Genomic DNA, 23,139 nt, shown 5'->3' with positions numbered 1-23,139 from the left:
CGATGCAGACCCGTCTGGCACGGCTTTATGCGAAGGGCGATTTGCGGATCGAGACCGCTCCGGTCGCAGCCCCCGGCCCCGGTGAGGTGCTTTTGAAGATGGCAGCCGCAGGCATCTGCGGCTCTGACCTGCATTATTACCAGGATGGCGGTTTCGGACCGGTCCGGATTCGCGAGCCGATGATACCCGGTCACGAGGCCGCCGGAACCGTAGAGCAGGCAGGTGAAGGTGTAACCTTGAAGGCCGGCACGCTGGTCGCGGTCAATCCGAGCCAGCCCTGCGGTGCTTGCGAATATTGCAACATAGGCTTGCCGATCCACTGCCTGGAAATGCGCTTCATGGGCAGTGCGATGCGCCTGCCGCATGAGCAGGGCATGTTCCGGGAATGGCTGGTGGTGCCGGCCCAACAATGCATTGAGGTTGGAGCCTCGATAACGGCTGCGGAAGCGGCCTGCAGCGAGCCTCTGTCCGTCTGCCTGCATGCCGCATCGCGTGCGCCAGGCATTGCCGGCAAAAAAGTCCTGGTAACAGGTGCCGGACCGATCGGTTCCCTGATGGTTGCCGTTGTCAGTCATTATGAGGCGGCAGAGATTGTCGTCACGGATCTTGCCGATGCGGCGCTCGCGCGGGCGAAAGCCATCGGCGCCAGCCGCACGATCAACGCGGTCCGGGATGCAGAGTCATTTGCCGAATTCCAGTCAGGAAAAGGCTATTTCGATCTCGTGTTCGAATGTTCCGCCGCCGCCCCAGCCATCCATAGCGCTATTGCGGCGGCCCGGCCGCGCGGCACCATCGTCCAGGTGGGCGTCTCAGGCGACGTACCGGTGCCTCTCAACGCCATCGTCGGCAAGGAACTGCACATCCACGGAACACAGCGCTTTCATGAGGAGTTCGCGACCGCCGTCGACCTGATCTCGCGCCGGAAGATCGATGTGCGGCCGATCATCAGCCACAGAATGCCGCTCGAAGACGCCGTTTCAGCCTTCGAAATTGCCGGCGACCGTTCGCTGGCCTGCAAGGTGCAATTGACCTTCCACTCGCCCTAAACGATGGTTTCGCCACCATCGACGACGAGGATCTGCCCCGTCATGTAAGAGGAGCGGTCCGAAACGAGAAACAGGATCGGCTCGGCGATTTCCGACACATCCGCCCAGCGGCCGAGCGGCACCTTCTCGGCGATGTAGCCTTCGATCGCACCGCGTCCACCCATTTGCGCGATGAATGGTTCATTGAACGGCGTGTCGACCCATCCGGGACAGAGTGCGTTCACGCGAACGCCGAATTTTGCATAGTCGCCCGCCATCTGCCGGGTCATGGCGATGACAGCATGTTTGGTGGTCGTATAGGCGATCATTTCGCGGTCGTAGAGCACGCCCGACGAGGAGGATGTATTGAGGATAACGCCTTTGCCGGCGTTTTTCATGATCGGCATAACGAAACGCGCTGCCATGAAATGCGCCCGCACATTCAGGCTCCAGGACTTGTCGAAGCCTTCCACGGCGACCTGCTCCAGATCTCCGGCGACCTGAGCACCCGCGTGATTGTGCAAAATGTCGATCCGGCCATGGCGTACGGCAGTAGCGGTTATGCCGGTTTCAAGCGCCCTGTCGTCGGTCACATCGACCACCAGGCTTTCGGCGCTGCCGCCGGCCTCAGCAATCAGCTCGACAGTCTCTTCGGCATTCGCGAAGTTGATATCGGCAACGACGACATGGGCGCCTTCGCGCGCCATGATCTGTGCGCCGGCCCGACCGATGCCCGAGCCTGCGCCCGTAACGATTGCAACGCGATCTCTCAATATCATGCATTTCCCCGGTCAGTTTGTCGTTGTCTTTTCACGCATCAGGAAGCGCGCGATGAAAATGAGGGCAAGCGAGGCGATCAGCACCATCGTTGCGACCGCATTGATCTCAGGCGTTACGCCGCGGCGAATGGAGGCGAAGACATAGATCGGCAGCGTCGTATTCGAGCCGGCCACGAAGAAGGCGATGATGAAATCGTCGAAGGAAAAGGTGAAGGCGAGCAGAAAACCCGCCAGGATCGACGGCATGATTTGCGGCAGCACGATCTGCCGGAAGGTGGTGAACGGTGTCGCATAGAGATCGCTGGAGGCCTCGACGATATCGCGCCCGAGGCTCGCGATGCGCGCTTTCACGATCATCGTCACCAGCGCCATGGTGAAAAGCCCGTGGGCGGCAATGATCGAGCCGTAACCGAGTGCCAGCTTCGGCGGTTGATCGCCCGGCCAGAGGGCGGCGATAACAGGATTGACGAAGCCGAAGACCTCGACGAGGGCAACCAGCGTTGCGATGCCGATGACGACACCGGGCACGACGATTGCTGCCGCAAAGAGCGCGTCGAAAACCGCACGCGTCCGGGCACCGAGCCGCTCCATGCCGATCGCGGCCATGGTGCCGAAAATCGCTGCAAGTGCAGCGCTGGTAAAGGCTATGATCAGGCTGTTGCGCAGCGCTTCCATCAGGAAAGTGTTCGAAAGCGCCCGCCCATACCATTGCGTGGAGAAGCCGGTGAACTCGCTGGCATTGCGGCCGGCATTGAAGGAGAACAGCACGACGAGCGCGATCGGCGTGTAGAGGAACAGGTAGACGAAGGTGACGAGTGCGCGCATCAGATGAGGTCCACCTGCCGGGTACCGGCGACGCGCCAGGCGATACGCATGGCGACAAGCAGCACGATGACGACAACGGCAACCAGCGTGACGGCAATCGCCGATCCGAACGGCCAGTTGCGTGATTGCAGGAAGAGATCGACAAGCGCATTGCCGATGAAGAACACCTTGCCGCCGCCGAGAAGCTGCGGGATCAGGTACTCACCGAGAAGCAGGATCGTCACCAGCGCAACGCCGGTCATCACGCCCGGCAGCGACAGGGGCAGGGTAATACCGAAGAAGGTCGAGATAGGCTTTGCACCAAGGTCGGCCGAAGCTTCGAGCAGCCGGCGATCCAGCTTTTCGAGGTTGACATAGATCGGCATGATCATCAGCGGCAGGTAGCCGTAGACGATGCCGAGCAGCACCGCACCCGGCGTATTGATCAGCCTGACATTTTCGATGCCGACGAATTCAAGCAGGTGCGGAATGCCCCGCGCGCCAAGCAGATACATCCAGGCATAGGTGCGCACCAGCAGGCTGGTCCAGAAGGGTACCACGACAAGCGAGACAAGCAGCAACCGGCGCTGCGGGCTCGCCTTGACCGCCAGATAATAGGCGACCGGATAGGCGACGATGAGGCAGGCAGCCGCCCCGATTGGCGCCAGGATCAGTGTATTGACGAAGGCTGCCGAGCGAGCCCCGAGATTGGCGAACTGTTCAAAGGTGAAAGCCGCCTGATAGCCGCCTTCCGGCGCCCGTTCGCCGAAGGCAAAGACGATGATCGCGATGAAGGGCAGCACCAGGAAGACGAACAGCCAGACACTGGCCGGGCCGACCAGGGCCGCGGTGATCAGGCGCCGTTTGGTGGCGTGGGGCAGGGGCATGGCTTGATCTTCATCCACCGGATCAGGAAGCTGAACCGGCTTCCCCGCTGCAGGGCGGGGGAAGCCGGGATGCAAGATGGTCTTATGCCGACTTGAAGCGCGCCATCAGTTCGGCGCGGCCCGGATCGGTGAGTGTCACGGCGGCACCGAACTCGAGCGGTGTCAGTGCTGCTTCGTCCGGATAGACGATCTTGTTGGAGGTGACCTCCTTCGGCAGCAGCGCGATGACGCGGCTGTCTGTGGTCGGCGCACCGTTGGCAATGTGCTCCTTCACCGCATTCTGCGGGTCCATCAGGTAGTTGAGCAGCGCGTAACCGGCGGCCTTGTTCGGCGCATCCTTCGGGATCGCGTAATAGTCAGTCCAGATCTCGCCGCCGTCGGTGCCGAGGATATAGGCAAGCTCCGGCATGTCGCGGTTGAGCTGCGCGCCGTCATTGGTCCAGCACATGGTGAGCCACGCATCGGTCGAGCGCATCGACGGCTGATAGTCGGAGTTGATGGCGAAGAGATGCGGCTTGACCTTGATTAGCAGCTCTTCCGCCTTGGCAAGTTCGTCGGCCTTGATCGAATTGAAGTCGTAGCCGAGCGAAACAAGCGCACTGCCGATCGTCGTCAGCTGATAGTCATGCACCATGGCGCGACCGTCAGCTTCCGTCTGGGCGATCTCGAAAAAGTCCTTCCAGCTCGAAAGCTTGGTCTTGATCTTGGACGTATTGACGGAGAAGCCGGTCGTGCCCCAGTTCTTTGGCACGGCATAGGTCTTGCCATCGATCTGGCCTTCCTTGGTGAAGCGTGGGCTTTCGCTTGCCTGGCTGAAGTTCGGGATCTTCGAAAGGTCGAGCTCGTCGATGAGGCCAAGCTTGTGGTGGGTCGAGATCGTGTAGTTGGTCGGCACGAAGAGCGACCAGCCGGAGGCACCGGCCTGCAGCTTGGCGAGCATTTCCTCATTCGAACCGAAGACGTTGACCTCGACGGCAACGCCGGTTGCCGCCTTGAAATTCTCGAAGGTCGCCGGGTCATGGTAGTTCGGCCATGTGGCGATCGACATCTGCGTGCCGAGATCTTCTGCCGCATAGGCTGATGTCGACAGCGCACCCGGGAAACGCGACAGCACGGCGGTCGCAAGACCGAGGCCGGTAATGCCGAGGAAGTGCCGGCGGCTGACGGAACCGCGCTTCAGGCGCATGAACTCGTCCATAAAACCTTCGGCAGAAATGGGCAGATTGTCTTTATAATCCTTGCTCATGATGCTGTTCCCTTGTTTTGGTTTATGCATTCGATGCTGGAAAGACATGGATGGCGGCGGGGTCGAAACCGAGGAAAACCTCTTCGCCAGGTTCCACGAGATCGCTCTCGTTCATGCTGCGGCGGTCGGCCGTGATCAGGAAGTCGCCGAGCCCCGGCACGCTGACGGCATATTCGGCGGACGAGCCGAGGAAGATGCGGTGCGTCACGGTCCCCCTGAACGACGTGCCTGATGACGCCGCTTTGCGTGTCAGATGGATCGCCTCGGGGCGGAGTGCAGCGATGACGTCGCCCGACGCCAGCTGCTTGCCTGAGGGGATTGCCGACCCGTCCGCAAGCCGCAATGTCGTGCCGTCGGCTTCCATCGCAGCGGTGATACGGTTCGTCTTGCCGACGAAATCGGCGACGAAAAGATCGGCCGGGCGGTCATAGACTTCCTGCGGGCTGCCGAGTTGACGGATGCGGCCGGCACTCATGACGCAGACCACATCAGCCATCGAAAGCGCCTCTTCCTGATCGTGGGTGACGAGGACGAAGGTGATGCCGAGTTCTCGCTGCAGGGTTTGCAGCTCGATCTGCATCGCCGAGCGCAGCTTCTTGTCGAGTGCTGCCAGAGGTTCGTCGAGCAGCAGCACGGAAGGGCGGTTGACGATGGCGCGGGCGAGCGCCACACGCTGCTGCTGGCCTCCCGACATTTCATGGATCCGCCGCTTGGCAAAGCCGCCAAGCCGAACCATCTCGAGCGCTTCGGCGACACGCCGGTCGATCTCCTTCGCCGCGATCTTTGGGCGCATCTGCTTCAGCCCATAGGCGACGTTCTGCTCGACGTTGAAATGCGGAAACAGCGCATAGTGCTGGAAGACCATGTTGACGGGGCGGCGATAGGCCGGAACGCCATTCATCTCGTCCCCGTCGATCAGCACCGTGCCTTCGCTCGGCTGTTCAAAACCGCCGATCATGCGCAGGCACGTCGTCTTGCCGCAGCCCGAAGGCCCGAGCAGTGCCAGGAACGCGCCCTTTGGCACAGTAAGGTTGATGTCCGTTACAGCGGTCACGGCGCCATAGTTCTTTGTGACCGAACGGAATTCGATATCGTTCGTCGAAGCGGATGCCACGTCTGTTCCCTGCGGTTGGTTGGAATGGCAGTCTGTCGCTGCCTTATTGCCACCGTCGTTAAGGAAAGAGTAAGCCTGAGCTTCCTGCACGGTATATACCCCGAGAGAGGTATTTAGGCACACATCGTTTCGTGGAAGGTGTATATCCGGGCTGCGCGCAATTGCCCGGCATGGCACAGGGGAAGGGCTAGTGAGTATCGACCTGGAGACGCTGTTTGCTGCTTTCAACGCTACTGTCGGCAAGTCAGCCATGACGGATGCGGGCTTCGGCGATACATTCCGCCAGATGATGGCCGCACTCGTGCGCTTCGATTATGTTGTCGTCTTCGCCTATCGCGGAAAAGAGCGGCCGATCGATCTCTACAGCACCTTCGATCGCGAAGAGCACGTCGTTTTTGTGACGCTCTATCAGGCCGGTCCGTACCTGCTTGATCCCTTCTACCACACTGCTCGCGAGAGGCGCGAAGGCGTCTTCCGGATGCGTGAACTGGCGCCGGACCGGTTCTTTTCCAGCGAATATTATCGCACCTATTACGTCCAGACCGGACTTGCCGAGGAAATCGGCTTCTTCGTACCTGTCGATGGCGATATCACGGTGGTGCTGTCGCTGATGCGGCGCGAAAAGACCGGCGCTTTCCCACCCGCCGAATTCGCCACGCTGAAGAAGGTCGAGCCGCTCGTGGCCAGCATGGTGAAACATTATTGGGCCGGGCTCTCGCCGCGTTTCGATGTGCAGCTCGCGGCCAGAGGCAAAAGCCGCCGCAAAAGCGAGAGCATCCCGCGCGCTGATACTGTCTGGCATGACCTCAATCTCACGGGCCGCGAAACGGCAATCGTCGAACTGGTGCTGCAGGGCCATTCGTCGGAATCGATCGGCCTGAAGCTCAATATTTCGACGGGGACGGTGAAGGTCCACCGTCGCAACGTCTACCGCAAGCTCGGCATCTCCTCGCAGACGCAGCTGCTCTCGCTCTATCTGAAGAATCTGAGCTGACCGATGGCTACACGCCCCGGGACTGCTGTTAGGCGCGCGCCTTTGCCTCACGCAGCGAAATCAGCCGTCGTGCCGTCTCGTCCCAGAGGATGAGTTTCACGCAGCTGAGACTGTCACGAATGTTGATGCGCCCAAGCTTCGCCAGTTCCGGATAGTCACGCAGCACTTCCGGCAACCTGTAAAACGGCACTCGGCTCGACAGATGGTGGACATGGTGCATGCCGATATTGGCGGTGATCCACCGCAGAGGGCGCGGCAGATCATAATGCGAGGCACCGTGCATGGCGGAATAGGGAAACGTCCATTCCGGAGGCTTGGACCAGTGGGTGTCTTCGAATTGGTGCTGAACATAAAACAGCCAGACACCAGCCGATCCGGCAAGCAGAACGATTGGCAGATGGATCAGCAGAAAGGGAACGATGCCGACGGCCCAGATGAGGAGAACAGCCAGCGCAGCGATGCCGGCGTTGGTCGCCATCGTGGAAATCCAGGGCAACGCCCCGGAGCGCATCATGCCGAACGGCAATCTTTGCTTGAAGAGAAAAAGATAGGCAGGGCCAATGCCGAACATGACCAGTGGATGCCGGTATAGGCGATAGGCGAGCTTTCCTCGACCCGTCAGAGCGCGATATTCCTCGACCGTCAACGTGGTGATATCACCGACCCCCCGCTCATCCAGGTTGCCGGCTGAGGCATGATGTTCCGCGTGCGCGCGGCGCCAATAATCGTAAGGTGTGAGCGTGAGAATGCCGATCGCGCGTCCCGTCCAGTCATCCCACTGACGTCGTCCGAAGAACGAGCCATGCCCGCAATCATGTTGCAGCATGAAGAGCCGCAACAGGAAGCCGGCGGCAGGGACGACGAGGATTAAGCCGAACCAATAGCCGAAGTGGATCGCAACCGACGCTGCCGCCCAAAGAAGGATAAGCGGGATCAGCGTCACGGCCAGTTCGTACAGGCTTCGGCCTGTATTGGGTTTTCGGTAATTCGAGAGAATCTTGAGCCAGGCTTTTTCGGCACCGGCGTCTTGGCCGGCCGTCATCGTTGCGTTCATAGTCGGTCGGCGTCTTTCTGTTCAGCAGCGCTGCGGAAGAAGTGTTCGGCATGCTGGTAGTCATTTTCTGCGCCGATCCGGTCGCCGGCCAAAGACTTCAGCTCGGCAAACTGAAGGTACTGCTTGTATCGATCCAGCAGGCGCTGCCGCGATGATGTAGCATTTCTATCGGCTCGGGCGAAATGGTGTTTTCTCATGATAAATCCGAACCGCGAGGGTTCGCTCCTGATCGTCTGAAAATAGTTGTTCGATCGCTCTGTTCGGCGATGATCCGCCATAACAGCTTGCAACTGATGCCTTGTCTTGGGAGGCTGTAGCCGGGTGCGTCAGCGATCGGCCAAGCGGCGTTGCCGCCAACAGATAGGGTCATTCTGATCTGGTTTGCAGGGGATCCATGCGCAGAAGCAATCCTCAACTGCGGCTATTACAAATCACTAAAGGGAAGATTGCAAACGTGCGTCGGCAATCGGACGACGAATGCCTGCTTCGTTGAGGATGCAAGGCCCTCGGATGTTAAAGTCGCTACCGCAGCATTGTGGCTGCATCAGGTCCGAACAGCCTTTCAAACCGATCCAGATCGAAAGATTTGTGCGGCTGCCTTTCGTGCCCACTGTTGAGCTGGCGACCGACGCGGGCTATCAGGACGGGCAACATATTATTGGCTCCGAGGCGCATCTCAAAATGACCCCGTTATACCTGGTTACGCATTCCGGCGGATTCCACGCCGATGAGCTGCTTTCGAGCGTCATCCTCACTCGGCTGTTCCCACAGGCCAAGGTCGTTCGCAGCCGAAATGTCGAATGGATCACGCCTAGCACTGATCGCGTCATCTATGATGTGGGCGGGCAATATGATCCCGCAGCAGGCATTTTCGACCACCATCAGCGCGGCGCGCCCGTGCGAGAGGACGGACGGCCCTACAGTTCCTTCGGCTTGGTCTGGAAACATTACGGGGCGGACTATCTCTCAGCATTGGGCGTGCCCGATGCGCATGTTTCGTCGATACATGCGTCCTTCGACGCCAAGTTCGTCTTGCCGGTCGATCTGAACGATAATGGCGCGCTTGATCCTTCCATTGCGGGCGAGTTGGCTGGCCTCACGCTGCCGGCTCTGCTGGAAACCCTGAAGCCGGTTTTTGATGCCAAGGATCCCGAGGCCGATGACCGTGCGTTCCATGCCGCCCTTTCCATCGCGCGAAGTTTCGTAGAGGCAGGTGTCTTGACGCAGGATGCAAAGCTGCGCGCGGAAGCCCTTGTTCTCAATGCAATTAACGAGACAGGACAGGAGCACGTTCTCGAACTGCCGATGGGAATGCCCTTTCGGGCGGCGATCGTAAAGGCGAAGGCCGACCATCTGCTTTTCGTCGTTCACCCCAGGGAAAACGACTGGTGCCTGACGGGCATACGCCGTGCTGACGAGGGTTTCGAACTGCGCGCCGACCTGCCGGCATCCTGGGCGGGTCTTACCGGTCATGAGCTTGAGCGCATCTGTGGTGTCGAAGGAGCAACCTTCTGCCACAAGGGACGCTTCGTCGCGGCCGCCAAGACCCGGGAGGCAGCCCTTGCGATGGCAAAAATCGCCGTAGACGAGGCGCTCTCGTAAAACGACTGCGGACGTTCACGATGTCATGTCATCCGATCCGATAGTGGGTCGATCGTCGGCCGGCTTGCGTAGTGCTTCGCTTGCGATCATGGTCACCGGCATGATGCCTATTGAGGTTATGCAACGTCCTCGTTTACTGCCGCAGAGAAGCTTTCCGCGCTACGCCTATTTGCCCGGCCGGATGCCCCATCCCGTACGGGATCCGGCGGGGCATAGTTACCAGATCGCACCTGTGCCGGTTCTTCCGACACTCGATTCCGATGAATTTGCGTGGGGAGCGGACCTTTTCAACCATGGCTATTACTGGGAAGCGCATGAAGCCTGGGAAGGGATCTGGCAGGTCGCGGAAAGAGGCAGCGTGCTGCGCACGTTGCTCAAGGGGCTGATCCTGCTCTCTGCCGCCGGTGTGAAGATCCGCGAAGGCAAACGCGCACCGGCGATGCGTCATGCCGGCCGCGCCGTCGGGCTGTTTCGTCAACTGTCTAAAGTCCCGCATGACGCCTTTTCGCACGCACTCGGAATGTCGCCGGCGATGCTTGCTGATATCGCCGAAGCATCAGTGAACGCTCCACCGGTCTTGAGGGCGACCGCGCCCGGACAGCCCGAATCGGTCTACGGTTTCATTCTGGGAAGCGATTGCGGATTGACGAGAAGAGCGTCGGTTGGTCGCGAAGAAGACCCGCAAGCGAGCTAACATGGAGCCAATGCCCGGTGACCTTCAAACCTCCATCACGTCTTCAAACGATTCCGGGAAAGTCTGGCGCGCCACCTTCTCGTTGATCACAAGCATCGCCTCATAGGATGTTGGATCGAAATCCTTGTCCGCTGCCACCACTTCCCGCCCAAAGAGCAGGTTTAGTCGGGCGGCGTCCAGATTGCCGCGCTCAAAAGGCTCCGCTCCGAAATGGTGCCAAAGCGCATGCAGGAAGGCAGCATCGACCCGGTGTTCCGATGAGCCCGGCCGCGCACGGCGAGGAAGGGGCTTGATCGGCGTCACACCCCTGGGGTTCGCGCGGCGGATGGTGAACTGAATGCCGCTCCCCGGCATGCCGGATGGAAAGCCGCGGTGCTTCGTCATGTCTGCAAGCTTGGCCATCGCTGCCTCTCCTTCGCAATCGATCCTATCATTTTTTCAATGTCGGGCTCGCCGATGGCGATACCCGCAGCCACAACACGCCCCAATCTTGGGCTCGAATTGTAGACGATATATTTCCAAACCCGTAACATGATACCTGCTAGTTTTCGATCGTAATCGGTCGAACAGGCTTTGAGGCCGTTTGAGCGCAAGCAACATGACGAGGCCAGGATGCGAAGACAGCTTCAGCAAGAAATTCTGGATATGCTGGCACGGGGTTCTTCCCTCGAGGACGCCTGCGATCGCATTTGTGAGCATGCTGAACGGCTTGCGGCCGGCGTCCTTTGTTCAATTGTGACCGTTGATCGTGACGGTCTCCTGCATCCCCTGGCGGGGCCAACGATAGCGAAGACCTATTCGAACGCCCTCGATGGAATACCGATTGGACCTGATGTCGGCTCTTGCGGCACGGCTGCCCATTTCCGCAGGCCGATCGCCGTCACCGATATCTTTGCTGACCCGCTTTGGATCCCCTATCGGTCGCTTGCCGACATCCTTGCAAAGGAACATGGCGTCAAGGCGTGCTGGTCCAGCCCCATCCTGCGCAGTGATGGCCGCGTGCTTGGGGCGTTTGGGTTTTATTACAAGGACAATCGCGGCCCCACCCCCGAAGAACGAATGATCGTCGCCGAGTATCTCGACCTTTGCTCACTGGTGCTCGAGCGCGAGGAGGTGAAAGCCGACAATCAAAGGCTGGCCTTCTTTGACAACCTCACCGGCTTCGGCAATCGCGCCAATTTTCTCAAGACGTTGGAGGCAGCCATCGACGGCGGCGCTGGCCCTCTTTCGGTTCTGCTCATCGATATCGATCATCTCGGCCGGGTCAACGACGCCTTCGGGCATGCGACCGGCGACAGGCTGATCCTGGAGGTTGGTCAAACGGTTGCACGGATCGCAGCGCCGGTGGCCACTTTCAGGGTGGACGCCGATGAGTTCGCGGTATTGATCGAAAATCGTTCGACGGAATTGTCCGCGGTTTCGGCGGAAATTCTACGCGCCATCGAGAACCGGACACCACGGCGCAACGAACATCTCCTGCCGGTCTCGGTCACCTGCGGAGGCGCAATCTCCGAACCGTCCCAGCCGCCCGACGTTCCGACTTTTCTGCAACACGCAAATCTCGCGCTCCACCACGCCAAGCGGACAGCCAGAGGCGGGTTCGTGCTGTACAGCGACGATCTTGCCGGGGCTATCGCAAACCGGTTCCGGGTGCTGCAGACCGTGACGAGCGCCTTGGCCGAAGATCGGATCGAGGCGCACTATCAGCCGATCGTCAGCCTCGCAACGCAGGAAATTGTCGGCCTTGAGGCGCTCTGCCGCATTCGTCTGGACGGAGGGCAGATCCTCTCAGCCGGCGCGTTCGCCGAGGCGCTCCAGGATCTGTCGATGGGCCACCTCCTGACGGATCGAATGCTGGAGCAGGTCGCGCGCGACATTAGATACTGGCTCGATCTTGGGATGTCGTTTCAATATGTCAGCGTCAACGTGTCGATGGCGGATTTCAATCAGGGAAACCTCTGCGAGCGTATCAAAAGCGTTTTTGCCCACCACCGCACGCCCCTCAAGCACGTTGTGCTCGAGGTGACGGAAACGGTCTATATGGACGAAAAGGACGGTAAGGTCGCACAGGCGATCGAGGAACTTCGCAGGGAAGGGCTGCTTGTGGCACTCGACGATTTCGGCACGGGTTACGCCTCTCTCACGCATCTGCTGAATTTTCCGGTTGACATCATCAAGATCGACAAGACCTTCATCGACCGGATGTCGGACGGACCCGGCGCAGTCATCGTCAAAGCCCTTCTCGACATGTCGATCGGTCTCGGCACCCGCATCGTGGCCGAAGGTGTGGAAACCGAAGATCAGGCGGACCGTCTTCGGCGCCTCGGATGCCCCTATGTACAGGGATATCTGTTTGGCCGTCCGGTTGACCGCGACAGGACAACCGAAGCGTTGCGCGCTGATACTTTCGCTCTGGCAAGCAAGGCGGGACAAAAGGCCTAGAGCCGTTCATCGCTTATCGGAATCGTCAGGGATTGAACGAAGCCGCTTTCGCGGCATTTGGAGCGCGGGATTTGCATGAATGCGCGATCGTGTCCCGCCAGGTGATGTAGCTCGGCGGTAGCGAAGCCGCTCGCGAGCGTGCCCTCAACAGCGCCGTAGTGAGCGGGCGGCGGAGCGGTGGTCATCGATGTTCTCCGGTAGCGTCGGGTTGCTGACACCAACCTGATTCGAAGGAACCACCGATGACCGACGACATGATGAACCTGCGTGCGTTCGTGGAGAAGTCCCCCGACGCCGATCTTTTGCGCGAGATGATCGGTTTTGCCGCCGAGCGGCTGATGGAGCTGGAGGTGGGCGCCGCCACCGGTGCCGGTTATGGCGAGAGGAACCCGCTGCGGACGGCCCAGCGCAACGGCGACCGCGAGCGGGATTAGGAGACGCGCGCCGGAACCGTCGAGCTGCGCATTCCGAGGCTCAGGAAGGGCTCTTACTTTCCAGGCTTCCTGGAGCCGCGGCGCATGGCCGAGAAGGTCCTGACGGCGGTCATCCAGGAAGCCTACGTGCAGGGAATGTCGACCCGCTCGGTTGACGATCTCAGCGCAAACGCAGTTTGTCGCGTGGTCAAGGCCATGGGCAAGGTGCCCAAGCGTGCCGCCATCATGGATGATGCCGAAGAAGACGTTCTCGCCTATATGACCTTCCCGAAGGAGCACCGCGCCAAGCTGCACAGCACCAACCCGATCGAGCGCCTCAACGGCGAAATCAAGCGCAGAACCGAGGTCGTCGGGATCTTCCCCAATGATGACGCCATCGTCCGCCTCGTCGGCGCGATCCTGCTCGAACAGAACGACGAATGGGCTGTCCGGCGCGCCAGATACATGACGCTGGAAACCAGCAGCCAGATGAGCGATGATCCGCTCATCAGCCTGCCAGCCGTGGCGCGCTGATCATCCCGGCCCATGCCGGAGAACGCGGCGACCCAGCCGCCACCTACATCACTCCCTGGGACATGATCCGCCCCGCCGCCGTAAAACCGGTTCGGGGGCCGATCACTGCACTTGAAATTTATCACGACAGATGACATGTTAGGCGCGACACTTGACGCGGAGAATGGTAATGGCCCTCGCAGCAAAACCCCCTTCCTCACTGGTCGCCGGTGGCGAATTGCAAAAGATCGAAGCTCTGCTGGGTGGCTCGCGGGTGCTTGCGCGCCGACTGACCAGCGCGCTCGATGCGCATGAGCTGCTGTTGCACGGCCTACCGGCCTCGGCGCTGGATCACCTTGTCGGCAATCTCGTCGTCATCGGCAAGAACGAGTCGCTTGAAAAGGCGGTCGGCATGAGCTTGCGCACATGGCAGCGACGGAGGGACACGCCGTCCAAGCCGCTTAGCCAAGAACAGAGCGGCCGGGCCTGGAAATTCGCCGAAATCCTCGCTAAGGCGACGGACGTCTTCGGCTCACAGGCCGAGGCCGAGCAATGGCTGGAACGTCCCGCAGTCGGGCTTGATCAGCGTCGCCCGATCGACCTTCTCGGCACTCCGGCCGGCGTCGAGCTGGTGGAGGATCATCTCGACCGCCTCGATTACGGCGTCTATGCATGAACCTTCTGCCGATTGCGCTCGGCGGGACCGAGCTTGTCGCATGGCGACTCGATCAGACGGTCCATGCGCAGACATGGGATAGTGGCGAGGGCGCGTATCGGGTTGGTGGACGCTGGAACAGCAAGGGCGTTCGCGCGGTCTACTGCTCCCTCGATCCGGCGACGGCGATCCTGGAGGTGGCAGTCCACAAAGGCTTCCGGGCGCTCGATACGGTTGCGCACATAATGACAGCGGCCGTCATTTCCGCTCCCGCCGATGTCCACGTTGTCGATCCGACGACCGTGCCAAATCCGAACTGGCTGCGGCCGGGCATTCCCGGCGCGGGGCAACAGGCCTTCGGAGACGAGTTGCTGCGCCAACACCGCTTCGTCGCCATCCCCAGTGCGGTATCGACGCACAGCTGGAACCTGATCTTTCTAGCGGGCGGCCCGGCAGGCGCCTATGTGCTCAGATTCCAGGAAGCGTTTGCGCTTGACACGCGTTTGCATCCACCCGGCCCCTAGACATTCGGGAACTGGATGAACCCAGCTCTGCTGGCGTCGTCGTGATGGATCAATTCAAGCGGCTAGAGTCCCGGGCGTCTTTTGTGAATCTGCGGGGGATTGAACGAAGCCGCTTTCGCGGCATTTGGAGCGCGGAATTTGCATGATGCGCTTCTGATTTGAAGGATTGGGCTGTTTTAGCCCAACCTTTGTACAGGAGATGACGATGAGTGAGATGAGCCCGCTACGCCGGCGCATGATCAATGACATGACGATCCGCAATCTTTCACCAGCGACGCAACGATCGTATTTACATGCAATGTCGAAGTTCTCGCGCTATTTCGGGCGATCGCCAGACCGTCTTGGACTGGATGACGTGCGCGCGTTTCAGGTGCATCTGGTCTTCCGTCAAAACTTGAAACGCTAGCGGTCCGTAGCCTTGATGACGCGCTGACCATCAGAACCGCCAGCTAGCTCGATCACTGCGACAACAGTCGTGCCGCCATTACTCTGCAGCCTCGTTGCTGCGTTCGAGGTAATGCCCAGTCAGGAAGGAGCGATAGGCGTCTGCGATACCCTCCTTCAGCCCTATCTTCGGCGTCCAGCCGAGAGTACGGAGCTTGTCGGCACTCATGAGCTTACGTGGAGTGCCATCCGGTTTGGTGAGGTCTCGCGTGATCTCGCCTTCGAAGCCGACGACCTCCGCAACGAGCGCGGCCAATTCGAGGATGGTAATGTCTTCGCCGGAGCCGACATTCACATGACTTTCGGCGGAATAGGTCTTCATGAGATGGACGCAGGCGTCGGCGCAATCGTCGACATGCAGGAATTCGCGCTGCGGCGTTCCGGTACCCCAGATGCGCATGTCTTTCTGACCGCTCATCTTGGCCTCATGCGCCTTGCGTATCAGCGCCGGCACGACATGGCTCGAATCGAGGTCGAAATTGTCGCCCGGTCCATAAAGATTGGTAGGCATGGCCGAGATGAAATCACTGCCATGCTGTTTTCGATAGGCAGCGCAAAGCTTCAATCCGGCAATTTTGGCGATCGCATACCATTCGTTCGTGGGCTCGAGCGATCCGCTCAGAAGCGATTCCTCAACGATCGGCTGATCGGCGAATTTCGGATAGATGCAGGACGAACCCAGAAACATCAGTTTTTCGACGCGAACCTTATGAGCTGCGTGGATGACGTTAGCCTGGAGGATCAGGTTGTCGTAGAGGAAGTCGGCCGGATAGGTATCATTGGCAAGAATGCCGCCGACCTTCGCAGCCGCCAGGAAGACGGCGTCGGGACGGTTATTTCCCATCCACGCCTCCACCTGCTCCTGTCGTCTCAGGTCGACCTCGGCGCGCGTGGCCGTCAAAATCTCGCAGCCCTCGGAGGCAAGACGTCGCATGATCGCCGAGCCCACCATGCCGCGGTGGCCCGCGACATAGACCTTTTTTCCGGCAAGGCTGTAGATCACCTCAGGCATGGACCAAGCCTTTGTTCGCACCGACCGTCGGAACATTTCGTGCCATGACTTTCAGGTCTTCGCGAACCATCTCCGAAACCAGTTGATCAAGACTGGTCTCATGTTTCCAGCCAAGCTTCGTATGCGCCTTCGTCGGATCGCCGAGCAGAAGATCGACTTCTGTAGGGCGGAAGTAGGCCGGATCGATCTCCACCACACAGCGGCCGGATATCGTATCATATCCTTTTTCCTCGACACCCTCCCCACGCCAATCGATCGGCATGCCCACCCTGACAAAGGCCTTTTCGACAAAGGAGCGAACCGAGTGCGTTTCGCCGGTCGCAAGAACATAGTCCTCCGGTTCGTCCTGCTGCAGCATCAGCCACATGCCGCGGACATATTCTCGTGCATGCCCCCAATCACGCTTGGCGTCCAGATTGCCGAGATAGAGCCGGTCCTGCAGGCCAAGATGGATTGCAGCGGCCGCCCGGGTGATCTTTCGGGTCACGAATGTTTCGCCGCGGATCGGGCTTTCATGGTTGAACAGGATGCCATTCGAGGCATGCATGCCATATGCCTCGCGATAATTGACCACGATCCAATAGGCATAGAGCTTGGCAGCCGCGTAGGGGGATCGGGGATAGAAAGGCGTCGTTTCGCTTTGGGGAACTTCCTGCACCTTGCCGTACAGCTCGGAGGTGGACGCCTGATAAAAGCGGGTCTTCTTGGTCAGGCCCAGAAGACGAATTGCTTCGAGCAGCCGCAGCGTTCCGGTTCCATCCGCGTTAGCCGTATATTCCGGCGTTTCGAAGGAGACTTGGACATGGCTTTGTGCGGCAAGGTTATAGACCTCGTCGGGCTGCGTTTCCTGAACGACCCGGATGAGATTGGTTGAATCGGTCATATCCCCGTAATGCAGGATAAAGCGAGGGCTCTCGACATGCGGATCCTCGTAGAGGTGCTCGATACGATTGGTATTGAAGGACGACGAGCGCCGCTTGATGCCGTGAACGATATAGCCCTTGTCCAAGAGCAATTCGGCCAGGTATGCACCGTCCTGTCCGGTCACGCCGGTGATCAGCGCAACTTTCCTGTTATTTCTCATTCCGGTATCCATGGTCGCTCTCCAACTCGAATACTAACGCTATCTTTGAATGCTGGTAGTGTAGGAAAGGCGCGAACGCCGATGAATTTCTCTGGCAATCCGACGTTCTTTCGCTGCTTTAGATCGTCGTTTTGTAGTATTTCATCAACGATCTCGAGAACAACTCGGAATCGCCGAACGTATAAAGGGCGTGCTTTCTTGGCTTTACGCCGTTTATCGCGATGGAAATCTCCGGGCTGCGTGAAGAAGCCCTCAGCTGCTGAAGGCAAAAATCGACGGCTCGGCGGCTGGTTTTTGCCCATCTGACAACCATGAGCGTCCTCTCCGCGATCGCTGTCAGATGCACTGTATCGGTAGAGGCAAGCACGGGCGCACTGTCGAAGATCACAACCTGGCCATTTGCCCGGGCCATTTCGATGAGTTCCGCAAGATCGGCCAGACGGGTATGCCGAAGGTGGCTGGGGTTGCCGGCGGGAATGAAGTCGATACCGCTTGGATGATGATAGATGATGTCGTCGATTTCAGCCTGTCCGCACATGAAATCGTTCAGTCCGTGCTTGAGTCCCGACTTGAAAAGCGAGTCGAGTTTTCCGCGCCGAAGGTCGCAATCGACGAGCAGCACGGGGGTTCCGTTGGCTGCGAGTTCGATGGCCAGCGATCCGGCGACAAGCGATTTGCCCTCGCCGCTATGGGCGGACGTGACGACAATGCTGGCTGGAAGCTTCCCGCCATTGGTTTGTTTGAGCGAAATCATGACGGTGCGAATTGCTTCATCGAACATGCCGCCTTGAATTTGCCCAAAGAGGACCGACGGATTTCGCCGGGTTGCCTGACTCAGGCGCGGTATGAAACCGGCAGGTACGAAGCGTCCCATCCCGATCAGTTGGTCGAAGCTGCGGACAGATTTGTCCATCATTTCTACCGCGAAAGCGGCCGTTGCAGCGATCGCGGACGAAGCCACAAGAGCACCGATCAGATAGAAAAGCCGGCCCCGTCCTTGTGGCATGAGCGGTACCGCAGCCGGCGACAGAACTTCAACTTCCGCGCCAGGCAGCATGGCTTGTGCCGCAAATACGCGACGCTGTTCCTCCAGCCTGTCCAGGGCTGTCTGTTCCCTATCGGCGACGCGCTCCAGTCGCGCCAGCTCGATTTTATCAAGTGTGGAGTGAGACCGCAGATTGTAAGCCGCCGTCAGGGCGGATCGGACTGTGCTGTCTTCACGATCAAGCGCAGCAAGCTTGGCGCGCAGCGATTGAACATAGCGATCGACGGCAGTGCCGAGATCGGCGCGCGATTTGACAATCTTTGCACGCAGATCGACGACTGGCTGGGCGTCGCTACCATATATGTCGAGAAGACGCTCGAGATCCTGCTGCTGTGCCCGAAAGTCACGTTCCATTGCGCTGATACTGTCGGGGATGGAGTCATTCTGCGTGGCGAGCGAGGCGTCGCCGGCCGCCTCCAGGGTGGTGATTACTGCTTTTATATCGACGCGGTCCTTTTCAATTTTTGCCTGCCGGTCGCTCAGTTCCATAATGGATTTGATCTGTTCGCTCTGAGCATCGTCATTCGGGACGATACCCGTGGTTTTTTGATATTCGTCGGCGGCATTGCGCGCCGCATCGGTGCGGCCCTGCTGCTCCGCTATGCGCTGTCGAAGCCACCCTTCTGCAGCATCCAGACGATTGCGAGCACTCTCTTCCCGCTCTTCAAGGTAAATATCGATCAGGCGATTGGGCACAGCGGCCGCCAATTCGGGATCATGCGTATCGAATCCGATTCGGATAACACCGCCCGGGCCGTCCCGGATCACCTGGAGCGCCCTGTAATATTCCTCGATAACCGGCTCGAGCCTGTCTTGCTGCGGCACGGGCGGCTTACCGCTGTCGATCAACTGCCGCAGACTAGCCTTGATCTCGCTGATCAGAGACGGTTGACGCAGTGCCGGATTGAATTCCGCCCGCTCGTCGAGCCGCAGATCGTGAATGACACGTTCCGCCACGCTCCTGGACCGCAGCCGCTCCGCCTCCGATGCGACATTCAAGGGGTCATTGCCGCTGTCGTCGCTGTTCACCGATTTTGCCAGCGGCGCGTGGATCATAAGCCGGGACTCGGCATGATAGCTCGGCTGCATTCCCAGGATCATCACGGTGGCAACCGTCATCGTCAGAACCACCAGGCATGCAATCATCACCATCCTGCGGCGGAGCAGGCGCAAACCGGATGCCAGATCGAAATCATCCGATCTCGTCTCTGCCTGAAACCGGGGTTCATAGTGCATCGTTCTGATAGGAACATTCCGATCTGGCGGAAAAGTCGAGATTGTCATGATGCGCTAACCCTTGCTTGAGGTTGCGTGGAGATGGCCTCGTAGAGTTTTTCGATCGACCGCATATATGCTGTCATACTGAAATGGTTGAGGTAGTGGACGCGGCCTTTGATGGAGAGCTCAGCGCGCATTTCGGGGTCCGTAACCAGCTTTGCCAGGGCCGCAGCCAGAGCATCCTGGTCCCCGACAGGGACGAAGACACCGGTTTTGCCGTCGGAGATGACCTCCTCATGCGCTCCAACCCGCGTGGTGACGACGGCAAGGCCGTGGGCCAGTCCTTCAATGACGGCCATGGCCAGGCCTTCGGCATGCGAAGGCAGGACGAGAATATCGGCGCGGGCGCATAAGTCCTTGATCTCGTCGGCCCCAAGCCAACCTGGCATCTCCACCAGGTCGGATAGCCCCATCGCGGCGGCTTGGCGGCGGTAGTCCTCGACCGGCCCATCACCTGCCAGCACGGCTCGCCACTGTAACTCTTTCATCATCGGATGGCTGAGCGCCAGCAACAGCTCCGGCACGCCCTTGCGTTCGCTCAAACGGCCGAGAAAGACGATGAGTGGCGTCTGGCCAGCAGGAGGCCTGCGCCGCGCGCCGGGATCGGGGACACAATTGTGGACGACGACGACGCGGTGACCGTCTACGCCGAGAAGCGTCGTCAGCGTCACGTGATCACGCTGGCCAAGTGCCACCACGCAATCGGCATTTTGAAACATCCGCCGGATGAGCGCTTGTTGGCGTGGAGAACGGGCAGCAAAATCGCTGGCGTAATCATAGTCGTGCAAGTGCAATATGTTAGAGCAGCCCAGCACACGGGCGGCCTCCGTCAGGATCAGCTTTCGTGATGTGCTGCCGCGACCTGCGACATGGATATGGTGAATACGCGTGGGAGCAACGACCCGATCCCTAGCCATCGTCAGGATGGCGCCCAGCAGGCGCAGGGACGACGTCGCCGCGGACCATCGAGGCCCTCTGGTGTCGGTGACGAAGTGCGTTGCGCCGGCCTGCCTTGCTGTGCTGGTTATATAACCGACCAGCCTGCCGATCCCGCCGCCGTTCTCGCAGCCGCCCGGGACATAGTGGCGTACACTTGCCATTTGAGCTCTTTCCGCCGATGCCTTCATCAGCATGATCGGACGACCTCGCGATAGACGGCTGCAGCCTGAGCTCCAACCTGCTCGGGTGAATTCGGTCCCCTGGCCCAGGCAAGCGCGTTGGCGCCGAGATTGTTTCTGAGTTCGCTGTTTTCAGCCAATGTGCGGATGGCCTTTGCGAGGTCTTCCGCATCCCCGGGCGAGACCACCATTCCAAGCCCATTCGGCTGAACTGTCGTGCGCAATTCGCCGACGTCGGTGACGATGACAGGTTTGCCGAAGGCAGCGGCAAGGTTGAGTACCCCGCTTTGAGAAGCTTCCGTATAGGGGAGCACAACGATATCGGCATCGAGGAAAAGCTGCGCAACTTCAGCATCTTCGATGAAGCGGTTGCGGATATCATAGCGACCGGCGTCCCCCATCAGCGGCTGGAACAGCCAGGGGTTGTCACCGCGGCCCGCGACCGTAATGCGCAGGTTCGGAAGCGCATCCTTGAGCATCGCTTCGGCGCGGATCAAATGTTCCAGGCCTTTGTAAGCAAAGATCCGTCCGAAAAGCAGGACGCGCAGAGTTCCATCGGCCTGGCCTCGCGTCAGATTTTGCTGCCGGGCGAGTTCCGCGTAACGCTGTATGGCGGGGTGCGACAAGACATGGACGCAGTCTGGAGATTTCGAATATCGATCGAGCGCCATCCGCTTCAGCTCTTCACCATGAACGACGAGGTGTCCGGATTGTCTTGCCATCAATTCCGGCGCCCAGCCGGGCAGGGTGCGGGTATCGGAATCTCCCGGATGTACATCGACATCATGGACGGTCGTGATGAGCGGGATCGGCCGCCAGAACGGAGCGGCGAAATTCAGCCAGAGCGTGCTATTGCTGAGAAGATGAATAAGGTTCGGCTTTTCGTTCCGGATGAGTCGGGTCAACTGATGCAGGAACCAGGGATTGGCGAGCGAACGGTGCCGCGGCCAGTCCAGCAGGTGCAAATCGATTGCCGGATCGAACCAGGATGCAAGATGCGCGTAGCGTCGGCGCGGGACGCCGAGAACGACATCAAGGTGCCGCGCGACACCGCCGGCGAAGGCGATCGTGTAATCTTCCAGTTCGGAAACGAGCAGCAGCGCCTTCATTTCGCTGCCTCCGATAAGCCGATGTCCCGGCCGAACCGGGGGAGATTGCGGACTGAACGCAATGCGTCGCGTGTGCGTCTGAGCACGTTTGGTTCGCCAGCGAATAACAGCCCTTCGAAGGCAAGCTTGATGCGGGTACGCGCATCAGCGCCGGCCAGCTCCGCCGATGCCACCCAGTAGGGATAGTGATCCGTCAGGCTTAACCGTGCCGGTATCTCGTGGATTGAAAGAAACCTGTTTGTCGCTTCGACGGTGCGCTGCCAATGGGCCATTCTCCGTCGCAACATCGCGGCATCATCGACCGGCCGATACCAGTTGTTGTTGTGGATCCGGTAGAAGCCGAGTGAATCCGGCAAAGAAGCGACGTCCCCGAGAAACGGATAGATCCCCGTGAGCCATGCATCGGCCGAAATACGGAACTGATCCGGGATCGGTCCTGCAGCATCCCACGCGCTGCGCCGAACCGAGATGGCTGAGGTCATCGGGAAGGGCCACCAGCCGGCCGATCTGGTCAGCAGTGCCGAGAGATCTCCGGAACATAGCGTCCGGGGGATCGGCTTGAGGATTGACGATCCATCGATCGAAACCGGCTGAAGTCGGTGATAGACAAGCGATACCGCAGAATCCAACTGAAAGGCAGCGCGTGTCGCCGACAGTTTGCCCGGAGCCCACCAGTCGTCCGCGTCCAGAAAACAAAGGATACCGCCGCTGCTGAGCTTTACCGCAGCATTGATCGCGGCTGCCTGTCCCGAATTTTCCTGGAAGAGTACCTTCACCCTGTCATCATAGGCTTCTAGTACGGAGCGCGACTGGTCGCTCGATCCATCATCGACGACGATGATCTCGACGTCGGGGATATCCTGGCTCAGGACGCTGTCGATCGCGCGTCCGACGAAACGGCCATAGTTGTAATTGTTGATGAGAACGCTGATCCCTGACTGCTCCATGACGCCCTCAAGCGGCTTGCAGCACGACAAGGCTGCGCAGCAGCATGGTCGTGCTATCGTCCGGGAGACCGGCCCCGCCATTGCCCCCAGCACCTGGAACCTCGCGGATGGCTATATCAGGAGCGCTCACGCGCCCAATCTGGTTTTTTTGGGGTAGAGACAGTGAGGCAGGCGTTGACGCCGCCGCGACCGGTGAAGCTCTCGTCGTGGAGCATGCCGAACCAGGATCATAACGCGAAACCATAGCAATCCCAACCTTCCAAGCATCGCTGCGGACAGCCTGCGTCGGAACCCTCAATTCGCCAAAAAACCGTGGCGCAACGTGGCGTGCTTTGCTGTCCGCACCTTTGCAAGCT

Annotated in this window: 23 protein-coding genes and 1 pseudogene; 9 read left to right on the top strand and 15 right to left on the bottom strand. The window is 59.6% G+C overall.

All coding sequences use genetic code 11. The features are described 5' to 3' along the window. The first annotated feature begins 2 nt into the window (after positions 1–2). Complete coding sequence (locus FHT82_RS16850) at positions 3–1,046, top strand: L-idonate 5-dehydrogenase (RefSeq protein ID WP_183733039.1); 1,044 nt, start codon at positions 3–5, stop codon at positions 1,044–1,046. Here the strand turns inward: FHT82_RS16850 and FHT82_RS16845 are convergent. From FHT82_RS16845 to FHT82_RS16825, 5 genes are all read right to left on the bottom strand, one after another. Further along, a complete protein-coding gene (locus tag FHT82_RS16845; protein WP_183733036.1) occupies positions 1,043–1,804 on the bottom strand; it encodes an SDR family oxidoreductase in 762 nt (253 codons plus the stop codon). The genes FHT82_RS16850 and FHT82_RS16845 overlap by 4 nt on opposite strands. A 12-nt stretch (positions 1,805–1,816) precedes the next feature. Next, a complete protein-coding gene (locus FHT82_RS16840; protein ID WP_183733033.1) occupies positions 1,817–2,629 on the bottom strand; it encodes an ABC transporter permease in 813 nt (270 codons plus the stop codon). Then, entirely contained in the window at positions 2,629–3,495 is an 867-nt protein-coding gene (locus FHT82_RS16835; protein ID WP_183733030.1) for an ABC transporter permease, read from the bottom strand. Before FHT82_RS16835 ends, FHT82_RS16840 begins: the two co-directional genes overlap by 1 nt. Positions 3,496–3,577: 82 nt before the next feature. Further along, a complete protein-coding gene (locus tag FHT82_RS16830; RefSeq protein ID WP_183733026.1) occupies positions 3,578–4,741 on the bottom strand; it encodes a spermidine/putrescine ABC transporter substrate-binding protein in 1,164 nt (387 codons plus the stop codon). Positions 4,742–4,763: 22 nt separating this feature from the next. Continuing rightward, on the bottom strand, positions 4,764–5,855 hold the full coding sequence (locus FHT82_RS16825; RefSeq protein WP_183733023.1) for an ABC transporter ATP-binding protein: 1,092 nt from the start codon (positions 5,853–5,855) through the stop codon (positions 4,764–4,766). A gap of 190 nt (positions 5,856–6,045) precedes the next feature. Here FHT82_RS16825 and FHT82_RS16820 point away from each other — a divergent pair, with 190 nt between their 5' ends. Then, on the top strand, positions 6,046–6,849 hold the full coding sequence (locus FHT82_RS16820; protein ID WP_183733020.1) for a LuxR C-terminal-related transcriptional regulator: 804 nt from the start codon (positions 6,046–6,048) through the stop codon (positions 6,847–6,849). A 28-nt stretch (positions 6,850–6,877) separates the two neighbouring features. Here the strand turns inward: FHT82_RS16820 and FHT82_RS16815 are convergent, their stop codons facing one another. Next, positions 6,878–7,903 (bottom strand): fatty acid desaturase, encoded by a 1,026-nt coding sequence (locus FHT82_RS16815; RefSeq protein ID WP_183733017.1) that lies wholly within the window; start codon positions 7,901–7,903, stop codon positions 6,878–6,880. After that, positions 7,900–8,100: a DUF4167 domain-containing protein gene (locus tag FHT82_RS16810; protein ID WP_183733014.1), complete on the bottom strand. Its 201-nt coding sequence runs from the start codon at positions 8,098–8,100 to the stop codon at positions 7,900–7,902. The genes FHT82_RS16815 and FHT82_RS16810 overlap by 4 nt, the downstream gene beginning before the upstream one ends. A gap of 484 nt (positions 8,101–8,584) precedes the next feature. Between FHT82_RS16810 and FHT82_RS16805 the strand changes: the two genes are divergently transcribed. Together FHT82_RS16805 and FHT82_RS16800 are read left to right on the top strand one after the other, a co-directional pair. After that, positions 8,585–9,505, top strand: a complete 921-nt coding sequence (locus FHT82_RS16805) for an MYG1 family protein (protein ID WP_183733011.1) — start codon at positions 8,585–8,587, stop codon at positions 9,503–9,505. A 25-nt stretch (positions 9,506–9,530) separates the two neighbouring features. Further along, a complete protein-coding gene (locus FHT82_RS16800) occupies positions 9,531–10,199 on the top strand; it encodes a DUF309 domain-containing protein (RefSeq protein WP_246698153.1) in 669 nt (222 codons plus the stop codon). A 24-nt stretch (positions 10,200–10,223) separates the two neighbouring features. On the opposite strand, the gene FHT82_RS16795 is transcribed toward FHT82_RS16800, so the two are convergent. Then, entirely contained in the window at positions 10,224–10,601 is a 378-nt protein-coding gene (locus FHT82_RS16795; protein WP_183733008.1) for a hypothetical protein, read from the bottom strand. 210 nt (positions 10,602–10,811) lie between these two features. Between FHT82_RS16795 and FHT82_RS16790 the strand changes: the two genes are divergently transcribed. After that, positions 10,812–12,641, top strand: coding sequence for an EAL domain-containing protein (locus tag FHT82_RS16790; RefSeq protein WP_183733005.1), 1,830 nt, complete (start codon positions 10,812–10,814; stop codon positions 12,639–12,641). Here the strand turns inward: FHT82_RS16790 and FHT82_RS30385 are convergent. Next, entirely contained in the window at positions 12,638–12,826 is a 189-nt protein-coding gene (locus FHT82_RS30385; protein ID WP_183734217.1) for a hypothetical protein, read from the bottom strand. The two genes, FHT82_RS16790 and FHT82_RS30385, sit on opposite strands and share 4 nt — an antisense overlap. 57 nt (positions 12,827–12,883) lie before the next feature. Here FHT82_RS30385 and FHT82_RS16780 point away from each other — a divergent pair. From FHT82_RS16780 to FHT82_RS16765, 4 genes and pseudogenes are all read left to right on the top strand, one after another. Then, positions 12,884–13,588 (top strand): annotated as a pseudogene (locus FHT82_RS16780) (transposase). Positions 13,589–13,757: 169 nt separating this feature from the next. After that, entirely contained in the window at positions 13,758–14,243 is a 486-nt protein-coding gene (locus FHT82_RS16775) for a DUF2384 domain-containing protein (protein WP_183733002.1), read from the top strand. Next, positions 14,240–14,746 carry an RES family NAD+ phosphorylase gene (locus FHT82_RS16770; protein ID WP_183732999.1) on the top strand — a complete coding sequence of 169 codons (507 nt, stop codon included), beginning with the start codon at positions 14,240–14,242 and terminating at the stop codon, positions 14,744–14,746. The genes FHT82_RS16775 and FHT82_RS16770 overlap by 4 nt, the downstream gene beginning before the upstream one ends. A gap of 205 nt (positions 14,747–14,951) precedes the next feature. Beyond that, a complete protein-coding gene (locus tag FHT82_RS16765; protein WP_183732996.1) occupies positions 14,952–15,152 on the top strand; it encodes a phage integrase N-terminal SAM-like domain-containing protein in 201 nt (66 codons plus the stop codon). Positions 15,153–15,230: 78 nt separating this feature from the next. Here FHT82_RS16765 and FHT82_RS16760 read toward each other — a convergent pair whose 3' ends face one another. The 6 genes from FHT82_RS16760 to FHT82_RS16735 all read right to left on the bottom strand — a co-directional run bounded on the left by FHT82_RS16760 (position 15,231) and on the right by FHT82_RS16735 (position 22,783). Further along, complete coding sequence (locus FHT82_RS16760) at positions 15,231–16,202, bottom strand: GDP-L-fucose synthase (RefSeq protein ID WP_183732993.1); 972 nt, start codon at positions 16,200–16,202, stop codon at positions 15,231–15,233. Continuing rightward, positions 16,195–17,298 (bottom strand): GDP-mannose 4,6-dehydratase, encoded by a 1,104-nt coding sequence (gene gmd / locus FHT82_RS16755; protein WP_183732990.1) that lies wholly within the window; start codon positions 17,296–17,298, stop codon positions 16,195–16,197. Before gmd ends, FHT82_RS16760 begins: the two co-directional genes overlap by 8 nt. Before the next feature lie 106 nt (positions 17,299–17,404). Continuing rightward, positions 17,405–19,615, bottom strand: coding sequence for a polysaccharide biosynthesis tyrosine autokinase (locus FHT82_RS16750; protein ID WP_183732986.1), 2,211 nt, complete (start codon positions 19,613–19,615; stop codon positions 17,405–17,407). Beyond that, a complete protein-coding gene (locus FHT82_RS16745; RefSeq protein ID WP_183732983.1) occupies positions 19,612–20,742 on the bottom strand; it encodes a glycosyltransferase family 4 protein in 1,131 nt (376 codons plus the stop codon). The genes FHT82_RS16750 and FHT82_RS16745 overlap by 4 nt, the downstream gene beginning before the upstream one ends. After that, on the bottom strand, positions 20,736–21,836 hold the full coding sequence (locus FHT82_RS16740) for a glycosyltransferase family 4 protein (RefSeq protein ID WP_183732980.1): 1,101 nt from the start codon (positions 21,834–21,836) through the stop codon (positions 20,736–20,738). Before FHT82_RS16740 ends, FHT82_RS16745 begins: the two co-directional genes overlap by 7 nt. Further along, on the bottom strand, positions 21,833–22,783 hold the full coding sequence (locus tag FHT82_RS16735) for a glycosyltransferase (protein ID WP_183732977.1): 951 nt from the start codon (positions 22,781–22,783) through the stop codon (positions 21,833–21,835). The genes FHT82_RS16740 and FHT82_RS16735 overlap by 4 nt, the downstream gene beginning before the upstream one ends. Positions 22,784–23,139: the final 356 nt, after the last annotated feature.

It is taken from the genome of Rhizobium sp. BK275, from assembly GCF_014193555.1.
In the GTDB taxonomy this organism is placed as follows: Bacteria; Pseudomonadota; Alphaproteobacteria; order Rhizobiales; family Rhizobiaceae; genus Rhizobium.
This window is presented reverse-complemented; position numbering and strand designations above follow the sequence as displayed.